Here is a 13982-nt window from a genome sequence, read left to right on the forward strand (position 1 = left end):
GCACAAAAAAACCACGAGGCCGCCGGGGGCGACGCTCGTGGTTGGTGTTGCCGGGTTTCCCCGGCAAGCAGCAGGGCCTTACAGGGCCATGTCGTTAGCAGGCTTGCTCTCGACCGCTGCGGCTGGCGCAACGCTGGTGCCGACGCTCTGGTCGATCACTGGCGGCTTCTCCAGCTGCAGTACTTCGGCGGTGTAGTTCCACTCTTTCTGGGTAGCCGCTGCCGAATCGTTCAGCTTGGTACCGTAGCTCGGGACGATCTCCTTGATCTTGGCCTGCCACTCAGGGGTAGCCACCTTTTCCTTGAACACGGTCTGCAGCACGTTGAGCATGATCGGCGCGGCAGTCGATGCACCTGGGGAGGCGCCCAGCAGGCCGGCGATGGTGCGGTCTTCGGAGGCAACCACTTCGGTGCCCAGCTTCAGCACGCCGCCCTTCTCTTCGTCACGCTTGATGATCTGCACGCGCTGACCGGCCTGCCACAGGCGCCAGTCTTCTTTCTTGGCGTTCGGGAAGTAGGTGCGCAGGGCTTCGAATCGGTCATCATCCGACAGCATCAGCTGGCCGGCGAGGTACTCGACCAGTGGGTACTGTTCGATACCGACCTTGGTCATCGGCCACACGTTGTGCATCGTGGTGCTGCCCAACAGGTCCAGGTACGAGCCGTTCTTCAGGAACTTGGTCGAGAAGGTGGCGAATGGCCCGAACAGGATGACGCGCTTGCCGTCCAGAACGCGGGTGTCCAGGTGCGGCACCGACATGGGTGGCGCGCCGGTCGAAGCGATGCCGTAGGCCTTGGCCATGTGCTGCATGGCAACAGTCGGGTTCTCGGTCACCAGGAACGAACCGCCCACCGGGAAGCCTGCGTATTCCTTGGCTTCCGGGATGCCCGACTTCTGCAGCAGCTTCAGCGCGCCGCCGCCGGCACCGATGAACAGGAACTTGGCGTCGGTAGCCGATTCGGTACCGTCCTTCAGGTTCTTGTACTCGACGTGCCAGGAGCCGTCCGCATTGCGGGTGATGTCCTGCACTTCGGTGGACAGCTTGAGGTCGAAGTTCTCTTTGGTCTTCAGGTGGCCAACGAACTGGCGGGTGATCTCACCGAAGTTGACGTCGGTGCCGATCGGCGTCCAGGTCACGGCCAGCTTCTGGTTCGGGTCACGCCCTTCCATCATCAGCGGGACCCACTTGGCGATCTGCGCGTGGTCTTCGGAGTACTGCATCGGGCGGAACAGCGGGCTGGTCTGCAGCGCGTCGTAACGCTTCTTCAGGAACTTGATGTTGTCATCGCCCCAGACGAAGCTCATGTGCGGGGTGGTGTTGATGAACGAGTGCGGGTTCTTCAGCACGCCCTGGCGCACCTGCCAGGCCCAGAACTGGCGGGAGATCTGGAACGACTCGTTGATCTCGATGGCCTTGGTGATGTTGACGTTGCCGTCTTTGTCTTCCGGGGTGTAGTTCAGCTCGGCCAGCGCGGAGTGGCCGGTACCGGCGTTGTTCCAGCCGTTGGAGCTTTCTTCGGCGACGCCGTCCAGGCGCTCGACCATTTCCATCGACCAGCTTGGTTCCAGCTCGTTGAGCCAGACAGCCAGGGTGGAGCTCATGATGCCGCCGCCAACCAGCAGCACGTCAACTTTTTTGGTCTCTGCTGCGTGCGCTTGCATGAAGCTCGCTGCAACAGCCAGACCCAGCAAGGTCTTGCCAGCTTTCTTGAACATTGATCAATTCCAGTGTGTAGAACGGAGGGTGGGCCTGTGGCTGGCCCAGGTGTTCCATGTTCTTCAGCGCAGGCTTGTTGTGATCATTGTTCAGCAGCCAGAGAGCATTGGACGCGCCAGCCTTTGGTCGGATTGACCGACAGGGCTGAAACGATTTACGGATTGTATCTGAATTGCCAGCACAAACAAATTGCGGGGCAACCCGCAAGGCGGTGGGTTGTCACGCGACAAGGTGCCACGCCCCAGTGGGCAATGGCGGGCGCCAAAAACAAAAACCCCCAGCCACATCCATGGCCGGGGGTCTTGGATCAGGTCGCAAACGACCCGATCGGGGTGCAACCAAGATTACTGCTGAGGCAGTTTGTCGATCGCGCCGCAGCCGCCGATGATCTTGGAGATGGAAACCGATGGGTGGAACAGGTAGTCGTACGAGCAGTTCTTAGGCTGGTTGTAGACTTGGCCGGTGCAGCCGGACAGCAGGGCAACGCCCGAAACGAGAGCAACGGCAACAGTAGCTTTGATCAGCTTTTTCATAAAAAATCCTTTAGTCCATGATCCGCCATCATTCTGATGGCCGCCGGATGATACGGGAAAAGTTGCCCGAGTAGAAGCCAGATAGTGCATTCGTAATAACTGCCCTGCTCCCGGCAAGTTTTTCGGCAGCGACTAACTCATGTTCAAGCAGCGCATTATTGCGGACGCACAGCGCACTGCATGCAATGAATTCAGTACCAATTGGAATGAACTCGAGCATGCTCTGCCGATGATTTAGCGATAATCGGTAAAGACCCGAATGCCCTGGGTAAAACAAGGTAAATGCTCTACCGATTTTGCTGTACTCCACCTGCCCCCTTGAAAGATAAGCCCGCACAACGGCCAGTTGTAGGGGCCTTCGATCACCTGATCAGAGCTTGAACTGGCCCACCAACGTTTGCAGTTCTGCACCGAGGCGGGCCAATTTTACGCTGGACGCCGCTGTTTCTTCGCTGGCCGCCGCAGTCTGTTCCGAGACTTCGCGCACATTGAGCACGCTGCGATTGATTTCCTCGGCCACAGCGCTTTGCTGCTCAGAAGCGGTGGCAATTTGCAGGTTCATCGATTCGATGGTGGCCACCGAACGGCTGATACTCATCAATGAAGTGCCCGCTCGGCGCGTCAACTCTACGCTGTTGCTGGTCAGTTCGCGGCTGCGCTCCAGAATATCGCCCACTTGCTGCGTACCACGGTGCAGGCCGCCAATCAGCCCTTCAATTTCTTCGGTGGAAGTCTGTGTGCGTTGCGCGAGGCTGCGAACTTCATCGGCAACTACCGCAAAGCCACGGCCTGCCTCACCGGCACGTGCGGCTTCGATGGCTGCGTTCAAGGCCAGCAGGTTGGTCTGCTGGGCAACCGACTTGATCACATCCAGCACCGTGCCGATCTTGTCGCTCTCGCGCTTGAGTTCGGCCATGGCTTGCGTCGAGTGCCCCACCTCGGCATCCAGGTGGGTAATCTGCTCGATGGCCTGATTGACCACCACGTCGCTTTCGCGCGCCTCCTGGCTGGCATTGACCGCCGCAGTCGATGCCTGCTCGGCACTGCGCGCCACATCCTGCACGGTCGACGCCATCTGGTTCATGGCCGTCGCCACCTGATCGGTCTCGACCTTCTGGCTGCTGACCCCTGCGCTGGTCTGCTCGGTCACGGTGGACAGTTCCTCGGCTGCACTGGCGATCTGCACCACACCGTCACGCAATCCACCAATAAGACCACGCAGGTTCAGGGTCATGCGCTGCATGCTGGCTTGCAGTTCACCCAGCTCATCACGCCGGGATACCTGGATATCCTGGCTCAGATTGCCATTGGCGACCCGCTCGACGCTCTGCAGCACCTCTTTCAAAGGCACGACGATCAGACGGGTGATCGACCAGGCAGCCAGCGCTCCGAGCAACAGCGCCAGCCCAGCTGCGACGATCAAACGCTGGATAAAGGACTGCACTTCGTTGTCACGCTTGCTCGACTGGCTATCCGATAACTGCCCGAACGCCTCGAGCAGGCTCTTCAGGTTGGCCTCCAGGGCATCGAGGGCCTGGACTGCCTGGGCATCGTTGTGTGCGTCGATGGCGCGGGCATAGTCCTGGAAGTGGGCGCGGTAAAGTTCGACAGCGCTACTTGCCTGCTTGGTCCAGCGCAGGTCGTTCGGGTCGCTGAGCAGTTTGGCGAGCGTATCCACCCGAAGATTGAGTTCATCAAGCGCCTTGACCAAGAGCGTTGCTTGCGCGGCACCAGGAGAGACTGTGTAGTTCAGGCGTGCAATGCGAACCTCGCGTGCCTCTTCATTGACCTTGGCAATACTGCTGAGTTTGGCACTGCGCTCGCCCAGTCCGCTCAACCCTCCCCAGCCAATGCCCGCGATAATGATGGTCAGCAATAAAACCAGTGCAAAGCCCAAGGTCAGTTTCGACCTCACACTCATATCGGCCAGCACCTTCACACTTGCATCGAACATCTGCACAGCCCTTATATCTATGTTCTTCAGACAACCATCGCCGGCCAAACCTGCAGCGGTTGAAGGAGGTAGGGAATACCGTCAGGTCCAGCTGAAGTGACGGCGCAAGAGAAATAGAGCAAGGCCCGTAAAAGATGAATGCGCGCAATTCATGCGCCTTCGCAAACACTAAGGGAAAGCCTGAGGGGATTCGAAGGATTGAAACGACGCGATTCATAGCACTAGGCCATCATTCGCGAAGAAATATACATCTGAGAGAAATTTTCGACAACATAACACCATGCTATTTGTGACCAATAGCACGATTAAATTGTGAACAATATCCAGTTGGCATTCACCACATCGCTGATGCACCGCCCCGCCTCCAAGGGCAAACCGTGCATTAACTGGCTCAGCGAGAGATCTGTCGTCGAAGCATCGCGAAGGGAGGTTGTATTGATAGCACCCAGAAACGACGAAGCCCCCGAAAACTCAAGGTTTTCGGGGGCTTCGACTACTTCGCGTATGGCGGAGAGATAGGGATTTGAACCCTAGGTACTGTTGCCAGTACAACGGATTTCGAATCCGTCCCGTTCGACCACTCCGGCATCTCTCCAATGGCGCGCATCATACCAGCGATTTAGATTCTGGCAAACCTTTTTTTGAAAAAAAATCGCGTGGTATCAGGCGCTTGCGTGAACGTGCCGGTTACAGCGGCACGCCCAGGCGTTTTGCAACTTCTTCGTAGGCTTCGATCACATCACCCAGGCCCTGGCGGAAGCGGTCCTTGTCCATCTTCTTGCGGGTCTCTTTGTCCCACAGGCGGCAGCCGTCCGGGCTGAACTCGTCGCCCAGGACGATCTGGCCGTGGAACACGCCGAACTCCAGCTTGAAGTCGACCAGCAGCAGGCCTGCGTCATCGAACAGCTTGGTCAGCACTTCGTTGACCTTCAACGACAGCTTCTTCATCTCGACCAGCTGCTCGGCGGTGCCCCAGCCGAACGCGACAACGTGGGATTCGTTGATGAAGGGGTCGCCCTTCTCGTCGTTCTTGAGGAACAGTTCGAAGGTGGACGGCTCGAGCTTGATGCCCTCCTCCACGCCCAGGCGCTTGACCAGGCTGCCGGCGGCGTAGTTGCGCACCACGCACTCGACCGGGATCATGTCGAGCTTCTTGACCAGGCACTCGTTATCACCCAGCAGTTTGTCGAACTGAGTCGGCACGCCGGCTTCTTCGAGCTTCTGCATGATGAAGGCGTTGAACTTGTTGTTCACCATGCCTTTACGGTCGAGCTGCTCGATGCGCTTGCCGTCGAACGCCGAAGTGTCGTTACGGAACAGCAGGATCAAGCGATCGGCGTCATCGGTCTTGTAAACCGATTTGGCCTTGCCACGGTAGAGTTCTTCGCGTTTTTCCATGATGGGCTCCGCTTGCTTGAGTTGGTGGGCTAGGCGATCAGGCGCCAGTCGAGCCCATGGTCTTGATTAGCCACCTGGAGCCAGTCCGGGTCGCACCCGAGGGCGTCGACGAAGCACTGGCGGGCCAGGTGTGGCTGGTTGTTCTTGCTGCTGAGGTGGGCCAGCACCAGGTGCTGAAGGTTCTGCCAGCCCAACTCGGCCACCAGGCTTGCGGCCTGGTGGTTGTTCAGATGTCCTTGGCTGCCGCCGACCCGTCGCTTGAGGAACTGCGGGTAATGCCCGCGTGCCAGCAGGTCACGGCAGTGGTTGGCCTCGATCAGCAGGGCGTCGAGGGCCTGGTAACGCTCCAGCAGGTACATGTCGTAACTGCCAAGGTCGGTCAGCATGCCGAAGCGCCGGCGACCATCGCTGATCACGTACTGCAGTGGCTCGTAGGCATCATGCTCGACCCGTGCGGCGCTGACCTGCAGATCGCCGATCTGCAGTGTATCGCCACAGCTGAGAAACCCCGCTACCTCCACCGGCTTGCGCAGGCCACGCAAAGTGCCCTGGCTCATGTAGACCGGTACATTGTAGCGGCGCGCCAGCAAACCCACCCCATGCACATGGTCGGCATGTTCGTGGGTGACCAGCACCGCGCTCAGTTGCGTGGCCGACACCCCGAGCAGCGCCAGGCGCCGCTCGGTCTCCCGCAACGAGAAGCCGCAATCGACCAGGATGAGCGTGTCACCACTGGCGATCAGCGTGCCGTTTCCCTGGCTACCGCTTCCAAGAACCGCGAAACGCACTTAGCCCAGACGGTCCTGGATTGCGCTCAGCACGCGGCGGGCCACATCGGCCGGGGCCACGGTATTGATGTTCTTCTCGACGGTGACCTGGACGTTTTCACCGACCTTGCTCAGGCGTACCTGGTAACGCTCGGCGCGGGCCTCACGCTCTTCCTTGCTCGGTTCGCTGCCGAACAGACGACTGAGGAAGCCAGGTTCCTTGTGCTTGTCGTCCGGTTTTTCCGACAGGTTGATGTAGTACAGGCCCAGGCTGCGGTTGATGTCCTCGACGCGCCACTCACCCTGCTCCAGGGCACGGCCCACGCCGGACCAGGCACGGTCCAGGTCGGAGCCCAGGTACAGCACCGGGTTGCCGCTGCCGTCCTCACTGAGGCTGACCTGGCTCGGCGCATCAAAATCACGCGCGGCCAGCAGCGACACCGAACCGCCCTTCTCGGCGTTGCGGTTCATGCTGGCGAGCATTTCATCGACCAGCAGCGCGTCGGCGCCAGTGTTGCTCGAAGTGGACGAGAACTCGGGCTCGGCGGTGCTGCCTGCCGGGCGCTCGACGCTGACCACATAGACTTCCGAGGTGTTGCGCTGCACGCCTGGTTCCATGCGCACCCGCACCCGGACTTCGCTGTCGGGGCTGCTGGAGGCGCTGGCCAGACGCTGGCCGAGCGACGCGGAGAGCTCGTCAAAACGCTGCCAGCTGGTGCTGAACTCACCAGTCTGCGGACGCTCTTCGGCAATGCGGAAGCCGTTGTCTTCGAAGAACTGATGGGTCACCGGCCAGACTTCGGCCGGCGAGCGCTGGGCCAGCACCCAGCGGCTGCTGCCACTGCGCTGCAGGCTGAAATCGCTGATGTCGGCTGTTGCCGACAGCGGTTGCGGGCGCGGTACTTCGAACTCGCCAGTGGCGTGATCGTCGGCAACGTTGCGCGGGATCGGCAGCAGCGGGTCCATGCGTTTGACGTTGCTGGCGTCCGGCGGCAGCTGCATCGGCGCGGTGGGCTGCGCCTGCAGGTAATCGCTGCCGCGGTCGCGGAAATAGCCATCCTCGCCCCACAGCCAGCCACAACCGCTGGTGCTGGAGATGATCAGGGCAAGGGTGGAAAGACCAGCCAGTCGCTTCATGCGGTGTACTTCCTCGATTAAACCAGTACGCCGGACTGGCGCAAGGCAGTACGGACTTTTTCGTGACAGCTGTCGCTCAGCCAGGTCAGCGGCAGGCGGATACCTTTGTGCATCAGGCCCATTTCAACGAGCGCCCACTTCACCGGGATCGGGTTGGCTTCGCAGAACAGGTCTTTGTGCAGCGGCATGAGTTTTTCGTTGATCGCGCGGGCCTTCTCGGCATTGCCCTCAAGGGCGGCCTCGCACAGGTCGGCCATTTCGCGCGGGGCGACGTTGGCGGTAACGGAGATGTTGCCCTTGCCGCCCATCAGGATCAGCTCGACGGCAGTCGGGTCGTCGCCGGACAGGACGACGAAGTCGCTGTCAACGCCGTCGAGGATGGCCTTGGCGCGCACCAGGTCGCCGGTAGCTTCCTTGATGCCGATGATGTTCTTGACCTTCGACAGGCGGATCACGGTATCGGCCTGCATGTCGCAGGAGGTGCGGCCGGGTACGTTATAGAGGATCTGCGGGATGTCGACGGCTTCGGCAATGTGCTTGAAGTGCTGGTACAGGCCTTCCTGGGTTGGCTTGTTGTAGTACGGGACTACCAGCAGGCAGGCGTCGGCGCCAGCATTCTTGGCGTTCTGCGTGAGGTGAACGGCTTCGGCAGTGGAGTTGGCACCGGTGCCGGCGATGACCGGGATGCGCTTCTTGCTGTGCTTTACACGCTCGACCACGTGCTTGATGACCAGGATGTGTTCCTCCACATCCAGGGTGGCCGACTCACCGGTGGTGCCGACAGCGACGATCGCATGGGTGCCATTTTCCAGGTGGAAGTCTACAAGTTTGTCGAGGCTGTCCCAATCAAGACGCCCTTGTGCATCCATGGGAGTGACCAATGCCACCATACTGCCCGCAATCATGTAACTGCTCCTGCCGGAAAAAGAGAGCGGTAATGGTACTGGGGGCATCGGCCTTGCACAAGCGAAGCAGGCGGGCGGAGCATTCCCCTTCGCGCCGCTTTTCGCTACCCTTGATCCTTTGATCGGTACAGCGCGGCCCGCCGGGCCGTCGACAGTGCTCCCGGCCTGTGTTCATCGCCATGAAACCGTGGCCGTGCCCCCACGCAAACAGCAGGCTTGTCCCGTCCTGTACCGACCGCTCATCGCTTTAGGAATGCTGCATGTCCACCCCCACCGTTCGCGAACAATTCCTCGTCATCAGCGCCCTGGGCCCCAACCCGATGGAGCTGGCCAATGTTCTGAGCCGCGCAGCTTTCGAAAACCGCTGCGCGGTCGTCACCTCGCGCCTGAGCCGCCACGGCGAAACCAGCGCCCTGGTATTGCAGGTCGGCGGCAGCTGGGATGCCCTGGCGCGCCTGGAGACCACGCTGCCGGGCCTGGCCAAGAAGCACGGCCTGACCCTGGACGTGGTGCGCAGCGCCGAGCAGGAAGTGCGCCCACAGGCCCTGCCTTATGTGGCCTACGTCAGCGCCGCCTATCGCCCGGACATCATCAACGAGCTGTGCCAGTTCTTCCTCGACCACCGCGTCGAGCTGGACGCGATGACCTGCGACACCTACCTGGCCCCGCAGACCGGCAGCAGCATGCTCAATGCCCAGTTCACCGTGATCCTGCCGGCCGGCACCCAGATCAGCTGGCTGCGCGACCAGTTCCTGGACTTTGCCGACGCCCTCAACCTGGACGCGCTGATCGAACCGTGGCGCCCACAGAACCCTGTCTAAGGAAGCCCTCATGGCCGTAGCACTCGACCAACCCGTTGCCGATTTCCAGGTCCAGGCCACCAGCGGCCAGGCCGTCAGCCTCGCCCAACTCAAGGGCCAGCAGGTAGTGCTGTACTTCTACCCCAAGGACAGCACCCCGGGCTGCACCACCGAAGGCCAGGGTTTCCGTGACCAGTACGCGGCGTTCCAGGCCGCCAATACCGTGGTATTCGGCGTATCGCGCGACGGCATCAAGTCGCACGAGAACTTCAAGGCCAAGCAAGCCTTCCCCTTCGAGCTGATCAGCGACAAGGACGAGGCGCTGTGCCAGTTGTTCGACGTGATCAAGCTGAAGAAGCTGTACGGCAAGGAGTACCTGGGCGTCGACCGCAGCACCTTCCTGATCGACAAGGACGGTGTGCTGCGCCAGGAATGGCGTGGGGTGAAGGTACCGGGGCATGTGGATGCCGTGCTCGCGGCAGCCGAGGCCTTGAACAAAGCCTGATACCTCTGTGGGAGCGGGCTTGCCCCGCGATGGCGCCAGCGAGGCCATAGGTGTTGCCTGGGCAGGCGCTATCGCGGGGCAAGCCCGCTCCCACGAAGCACGCTCCCACGGGTAGCCCCTAGAGCATCGGCGCGACCGATGCCTCCTGCCGCGGCCACGCATCCAGCACCGCCTTGAACAGCGTCGCCAGCGGGATCGCGAAGAAGATCCCCCAGAAGCCCCATAACCCGCCAAACAACAGCACCGCGCAGATGATCGCCACCGGGTGCAGGCTCACCGCCTCGGAGAACAGCAGCGGCACCAGCACGTTGCCATCGAGCGCCTGGATGATCGCGTACACCGCCATCAGGTAGATGAACTGATCGCCCCAGCCCCACTGGAACAGCGCGATCAGGGTCACCGGCACGGTCACCACCACCGCCCCCACGTAAGGCACCACCACCGACAGCCCCACCAGCAGCGCCAACAATGCGGCGTAGTTGAGCCCCAGGCTGATGAAGGCGATATAGGTGGCGACGCCACAGATCAGGATCTCGATGCCCTTGCCACGGATGTAGTTGGCGATCTGCCGGTTCATCTCGTCGCCCACCCGGTTGAGCAGGGCGCGCTCGCGTGGCAGGTAGCCACTGACCCAGCGGCCGATCAGTTCGCGGTCCTTGAGGAAGAAGAACACCAGGATCGGCACCAGCACCAGGTAGATCATCGCGTTGACCAGCAGCGGCAGGCTCGACAACGAGAAGGTCAGCGCCCACTGGCCGAACTTGCCGATTTCACCGCGCACCGATTCGATGGCACGCAGCACCTGCTCATCCGACACCAGGTGCGGGTAGCGCTCGGGCAGCAGCAGCAACAGCGACTGCCACTTGCCCAGCATGCCGGGCAGCTCATTGAACAGGGTGATCAACTGATGCCAGAGCAACGGCACCAGCACCAGCATGAACACCGCCAGGGCGCCCATGAACAGCGCGAACACCAGCCACACCGCCAGCCGTGACGGCACCTTGAAGCGCTCCAGGGCGTTGACCAGCCCCTGCATCAGGAAGGCCAGGACCATGCCCGCCAGCACCGGCGCGAGCATCCCGCCCAACGTCAGCACCACGGTGAAGGCCAGGAACAGCAGGACCGCCAGCACCACTGCCTCCTCATCGGAGAAGTAGCGCTGCATCCAGTCGCGTAGCACTTTGATCATTGCCGATCCTTGAAAGAAAACTCAGGCCTTGCGCAGCCAGTACGTGTACACCCCGGCCTCGGCCGTTTCGTGCAGCAGCGTATGACCGGCAAGCCGGGCAAAAGTGCGAAAGTCGCGTTGCGAGCCTGCGTCGGTGGCGATCACCTTGAGCACCGCGCCACTGGCCAGGCGATTGAGCTCCATCTTCGCCTTGAGCAGCGGCAACGGGCAGTTCAGCCCGCTGGCGTCGAGTTCGGCGTCGCAGGTCAGGGTGTCACTCATCGGGCGCGTCTCCACTGGCAAGGCAAAAAGGGCACTAGGATACCGCCACTGGTCGGCATCGTGCGACCCGGCTACAGTAAGGCTTTTGACCGACGCGAGCTTGTGCATGAATCTACTGCGCCCCACCCTGCTGACGCTGGCCTGCCTGATGGCCCTGCCCGGCCACGCCGACGACCTGCCGTCACTGGGCGATGCCAGTTCCGCGATCGTTTCGCCACAACAGGAGCACCAGCTCGGGCGCGCCTGGCTGAGCCTGCTGCGTGGCAACGTCAACCAGCTGAACGACCCGCAACTCAAGGATTTCGTCGAGACCAGCGTGTACAAGCTGGCCGAGACCAGCCAGGTGCAGGACCGGCGCCTGGAATTCATCCTCATCGACAGCAAGGAACTCAACGCCTTCGCCGCGCCCGGCGGCATCGTCGGGGTCAACGGCGGGCTGTTCCTCAACGCCCAGACCGAAGGCGAATATGCCTCGGTACTGGCCCACGAACTGGCGCACTTGTCGCAGCGCCACTTCGCCCGTGGCGTCGAAGCCCAGCAGCGCATGCAGTTGCCGATGATGGCAGCGCTGCTGGCGGGCATCGTGCTGGCGGCGGGGGGCGGTGGCGACGCCGGCATTGGCGTGATTGCCGGTACCCAGGCGGCGGCCATCCAGGAGCAGCGGCGCTTCTCCCGGCAGAACGAGCAGGAGGCCGACCGAATCGGCATCCAGAACCTCGAAAAAGCCGGTTACGATCCGCGCAACATGCCCAACATGTTCGAGCGCCTGGCGCGCCAGTACCGCTACGACGCCAAACCGCCGGAATTCCTCCTGACCCACCCGGTCACCGAATCCCGGGTGGCCGACACCCGCAACCGCGCCGAGCAGGCGCCGGCGGGCGGCGTCGAGGACAGCCTGCGCTACCAGTTGATCCGCGCCCGCGTGCAGCTCACCTACGAAGGCACCCCGGGCCTGGCCGCCAAGCGCTTCCGCGCCCAGCTTGAAGAGAACCCGCAAATGGACGCCGCGCGCTATGGCCTGGCCTTGGCGCAGATCAAGGGCGGCCAGCTCAACGAAGCGCGGGAGAGCCTTAAGCCGCTGCTGGCCAAGGCGCCCAACGACATCACCTACAACCTGGCGCAAATCGACCTGGACATCACCAACAACCGCCTGGCCGACGCCCAGCAGCGCGCGACACGCCTGCAGGCGCTTTACCCGGGCAACTATCCGCTGAAACAGGTGCGCGCCGACCTGCTGGTCAAGCAGGGCAAGCCGGCCGAGGCGGAGAAAGTGCTGGATGATCTGGTCAAGAGCCGCCCGGACGATCCGGACGTGTGGTACGACGTTGCCGAAGTGCGCGGCCTTTCCGGCAACACCATCGGCCTGCACCGCGCCCGCGCCGAGTACTTCACCCTGGTTGGCGACTTCGACCAGGCCATTCAGCAGCTCGACTATGCCAAACGCCGTTCGGGCAGCAACTTCCCGCTGGCCTCGCAGATCGACCAGCGCCAGCGCGAGGTCATGGAGCAGCAGCGCATGGTCAAGGACATGATGGGGCGCTGATTTACCGCCAGAAAGCATCGCGGGGCAAGCCCGCTCCCACGCCGCCAAGGGTTGGTTTGATGATGCTTCATCAGCCCTGGCTACGTGGGAGCGGGCTTGCCCCGCGATGGTTTCAAGCTTCGGTCAGGCGTTGCCCGACAACTTCAAGCGCGCCGCCTGGGTGAAATCCAGCATGCGGTTGAGCGGCTTGATCGCCTTGGGGATCAGTGCCGGCTCGACGAAGATTTCGTTGCTGCCAGTGCGCAGGCAATCCAGCACACGCTCCAGGGTATTCATGGCCATCCACGGGCAGTGCGCGCAGCTGCGGCAGGCCGCGCCGTTGCCGGCTGTGGGGGCTTCGACGAATTCCTTGTCCGGGCACAACTGCTGCATCTTGTAGAAGATGCCGCGGTCGGTCGCGACAATGAACGTCTTGTTCGGCAGGGTCTGCGCAGCCTTGATCAGCTGGCTGGTGGAACCCACCGCGTCGGCCAGCTCGATCACCGCTTCCGGCGACTCCGGGTGAACCAGGATCGCCGCGTCCGGGTACAGCGCCTTCATGTCGGCCAATTGGCGCGACTTGAATTCTTCGTGGACGATGCAGGCACCGTCCCACAGCAGCATGTCGGCGCCGGTCTGCTTCTGGATGTAGCGACCCAGGTGCTGGTCCGGGCCCCAGATGATGGTCTCGCCGTTGTCCATCAGGCTTTCGACGATTTCCAGTGCGCAGCTGGAGGTCACTACCCAGTCGGCCCGTGCCTTCACTGCGGCGGAAGTGTTGGCGTACACCACCACGGTGCGCTCGGGGTGCTGGTCGCAGAAGTCCGAGAACTCCTTGACCGGGCAGCCCAGGTCGAGCGAGCAGGTGGCTTCCAGGGTCGGCATCAGCACGCGCTTTTCCGGGGTGAGGATCTTCGCCGTCTCGCCCATGAAGCGCACCCCGGCCACGATCACCGTGTCAGCGGGGTGGTTCTTGCCGAAGCGGGCCATTTCCAGCGAGTCGGACACGCAACCGCCGGTCTCCTCGGCCAGGGCCTGGATCACCGGATCGCAATAGTAGTGGGCGACCAGCACGGCATTCTGCTTCTTCAGCTCGGCGGCGATGGCCGCACGGTACTCGGCCTCCTGCGCGGGCGTCAGCGGGTGGGGCTGCTTGGCGTCGAGGTGAGCCTGTACCAACAGGCGTTCGGAAATCTGGGTCATGATCGCAGGACCTGCAGGGCGCGTACGCGCGTCAATCGAGTGTATCACCCGGCCCTGACAGATCGGCTAGCGGTGCCGGACGGCCAGCTGG

The 13982-nt window shown here is 62.1% G+C and carries 13 protein-coding genes and 1 tRNA gene; 3 read left to right on the plus strand and 11 right to left on the minus strand.

Annotated features, from left to right (window positions below; all coding sequences use genetic code 11):
• Positions 1 to 78 precede the first annotated feature (78 nt).
• The 8 genes from mqo to dapA form a co-directional block, all read right to left on the minus strand.
• Positions 79 to 1716 (minus strand): malate dehydrogenase (quinone), encoded by a 1638-nt coding sequence (mqo, locus tag LOY51_RS20370; RefSeq protein WP_125465125.1) that lies wholly within the window; start codon positions 1714 to 1716, stop codon positions 79 to 81.
• 345 nt (positions 1717 to 2061) lie between these two features.
• Positions 2062 to 2250: a YhfL family protein gene (locus tag LOY51_RS20375; protein ID WP_110992320.1), complete on the minus strand. Its 189-nt coding sequence runs from the start codon at positions 2248 to 2250 to the stop codon at positions 2062 to 2064.
• A gap of 370 nt (positions 2251 to 2620) precedes the next feature.
• Entirely contained in the window at positions 2621 to 4204 is a 1584-nt protein-coding gene (locus LOY51_RS20380; RefSeq protein WP_258646693.1) for a methyl-accepting chemotaxis protein, read from the minus strand.
• Positions 4205 to 4709: 505 nt separating this feature from the next.
• Positions 4710 to 4799: transfer RNA gene (locus tag LOY51_RS20385), tRNA-Ser, on the minus strand.
• A 92-nt stretch (positions 4800 to 4891) separates the two neighbouring features.
• Entirely contained in the window at positions 4892 to 5602 is a 711-nt protein-coding gene (gene purC / locus LOY51_RS20390; RefSeq protein WP_103444794.1) for a phosphoribosylaminoimidazolesuccinocarboxamide synthase, read from the minus strand.
• Positions 5603 to 5631: 29 nt separating this feature from the next.
• Positions 5632 to 6390 carry an MBL fold metallo-hydrolase gene (locus LOY51_RS20395; protein WP_125465127.1) on the minus strand — a complete coding sequence of 253 codons (759 nt, stop codon included), beginning with the start codon at positions 6388 to 6390 and terminating at the stop codon, positions 5632 to 5634.
• Positions 6391 to 7506, minus strand: a complete 1116-nt coding sequence (bamC, locus tag LOY51_RS20400; protein WP_125859641.1) for an NlpB/DapX family lipoprotein — start codon at positions 7504 to 7506, stop codon at positions 6391 to 6393.
• Between the two features lie 17 nt (positions 7507 to 7523).
• On the minus strand, positions 7524 to 8411 hold the full coding sequence (dapA, locus tag LOY51_RS20405; RefSeq protein WP_125859643.1) for a 4-hydroxy-tetrahydrodipicolinate synthase: 888 nt from the start codon (positions 8409 to 8411) through the stop codon (positions 7524 to 7526).
• Between the two features lie 260 nt (positions 8412 to 8671).
• Here dapA and LOY51_RS20410 point away from each other — a divergent pair, with 260 nt between their 5' ends.
• Both LOY51_RS20410 and LOY51_RS20415 read left to right on the plus strand, forming a co-directional pair.
• Complete coding sequence (locus LOY51_RS20410; protein ID WP_110992325.1) at positions 8672 to 9232, plus strand: glycine cleavage system transcriptional repressor; 561 nt, start codon at positions 8672 to 8674, stop codon at positions 9230 to 9232.
• A gap of 10 nt (positions 9233 to 9242) precedes the next feature.
• Positions 9243 to 9716, plus strand: coding sequence for a peroxiredoxin (locus tag LOY51_RS20415; protein ID WP_125859645.1), 474 nt, complete (start codon positions 9243 to 9245; stop codon positions 9714 to 9716).
• 118 nt (positions 9717 to 9834) lie between these two features.
• Here the strand turns inward: LOY51_RS20415 and LOY51_RS20420 are convergent, their stop codons facing one another.
• On the minus strand, positions 9835 to 10905 hold the full coding sequence (locus LOY51_RS20420; protein WP_125859647.1) for an AI-2E family transporter: 1071 nt from the start codon (positions 10903 to 10905) through the stop codon (positions 9835 to 9837).
• A 21-nt stretch (positions 10906 to 10926) separates the two neighbouring features.
• Positions 10927 to 11166, minus strand: a complete 240-nt coding sequence (locus LOY51_RS20425) for a sulfurtransferase TusA family protein (protein ID WP_110992328.1) — start codon at positions 11164 to 11166, stop codon at positions 10927 to 10929.
• A 106-nt stretch (positions 11167 to 11272) separates the two neighbouring features.
• Between LOY51_RS20425 and LOY51_RS20430 the strand changes: the two genes are divergently transcribed.
• Positions 11273 to 12709, plus strand: a complete 1437-nt coding sequence (locus LOY51_RS20430) for a M48 family metalloprotease (protein WP_125859649.1) — start codon at positions 11273 to 11275, stop codon at positions 12707 to 12709.
• Positions 12710 to 12832: 123 nt separating this feature from the next.
• Here LOY51_RS20430 and nadA read toward each other — a convergent pair whose 3' ends face one another.
• On the minus strand, positions 12833 to 13891 hold the full coding sequence (gene nadA / locus LOY51_RS20435) for a quinolinate synthase NadA (RefSeq protein WP_125465132.1): 1059 nt from the start codon (positions 13889 to 13891) through the stop codon (positions 12833 to 12835).
• Positions 13892 to 13982 lie beyond the last annotated feature (91 nt).

The organism is Pseudomonas sichuanensis (assembly GCF_024749065.1).
In the GTDB taxonomy this organism is placed as follows: Bacteria; Pseudomonadota; Gammaproteobacteria; order Pseudomonadales; family Pseudomonadaceae; genus Aquipseudomonas; species Aquipseudomonas sichuanensis.

Bases quoted from the DNA above. Each gene is read 5' to 3' on its own strand.
- mqo (WP_125465125.1), bottom strand. From the start codon at position 1,716: ATGTTCAAGAAAGCTGGCAAGACCTTGCTGGGTCTGGCTGTTGCAGCG.
- LOY51_RS20375 (WP_110992320.1), bottom strand. From the start codon at position 2,250: ATGAAAAAGCTGATCAAAGCTACTGTTGCCGTTGCTCTCGTTTCGGGC.
- LOY51_RS20380 (WP_258646693.1), bottom strand. From the start codon at position 4,204: ATGTTCGATGCAAGTGTGAAGGTGCTGGCCGATATGAGTGTGAGGTCG.
- purC (WP_103444794.1), bottom strand. From the start codon at position 5,602: ATGGAAAAACGCGAAGAACTCTACCGTGGCAAGGCCAAATCGGTTTAC.
- bamC (WP_125859641.1), bottom strand. From the start codon at position 7,506: ATGAAGCGACTGGCTGGTCTTTCCACCCTTGCCCTGATCATCTCCAGC.
- dapA (WP_125859643.1), bottom strand. From the start codon at position 8,411: ATGATTGCGGGCAGTATGGTGGCATTGGTCACTCCCATGGATGCACAA.
- LOY51_RS20410 (WP_110992325.1), top strand. From the start codon at position 8,672: ATGTCCACCCCCACCGTTCGCGAACAATTCCTCGTCATCAGCGCCCTG.
- LOY51_RS20415 (WP_125859645.1), top strand. From the start codon at position 9,243: ATGGCCGTAGCACTCGACCAACCCGTTGCCGATTTCCAGGTCCAGGCC.
- LOY51_RS20420 (WP_125859647.1), bottom strand. From the start codon at position 10,905: ATGATCAAAGTGCTACGCGACTGGATGCAGCGCTACTTCTCCGATGAG.
- LOY51_RS20425 (WP_110992328.1), bottom strand. From the start codon at position 11,166: ATGAGTGACACCCTGACCTGCGACGCCGAACTCGACGCCAGCGGGCTG.
- LOY51_RS20430 (WP_125859649.1), top strand. From the start codon at position 11,273: ATGAATCTACTGCGCCCCACCCTGCTGACGCTGGCCTGCCTGATGGCC.
- nadA (WP_125465132.1), bottom strand. From the start codon at position 13,891: ATGACCCAGATTTCCGAACGCCTGTTGGTACAGGCTCACCTCGACGCC.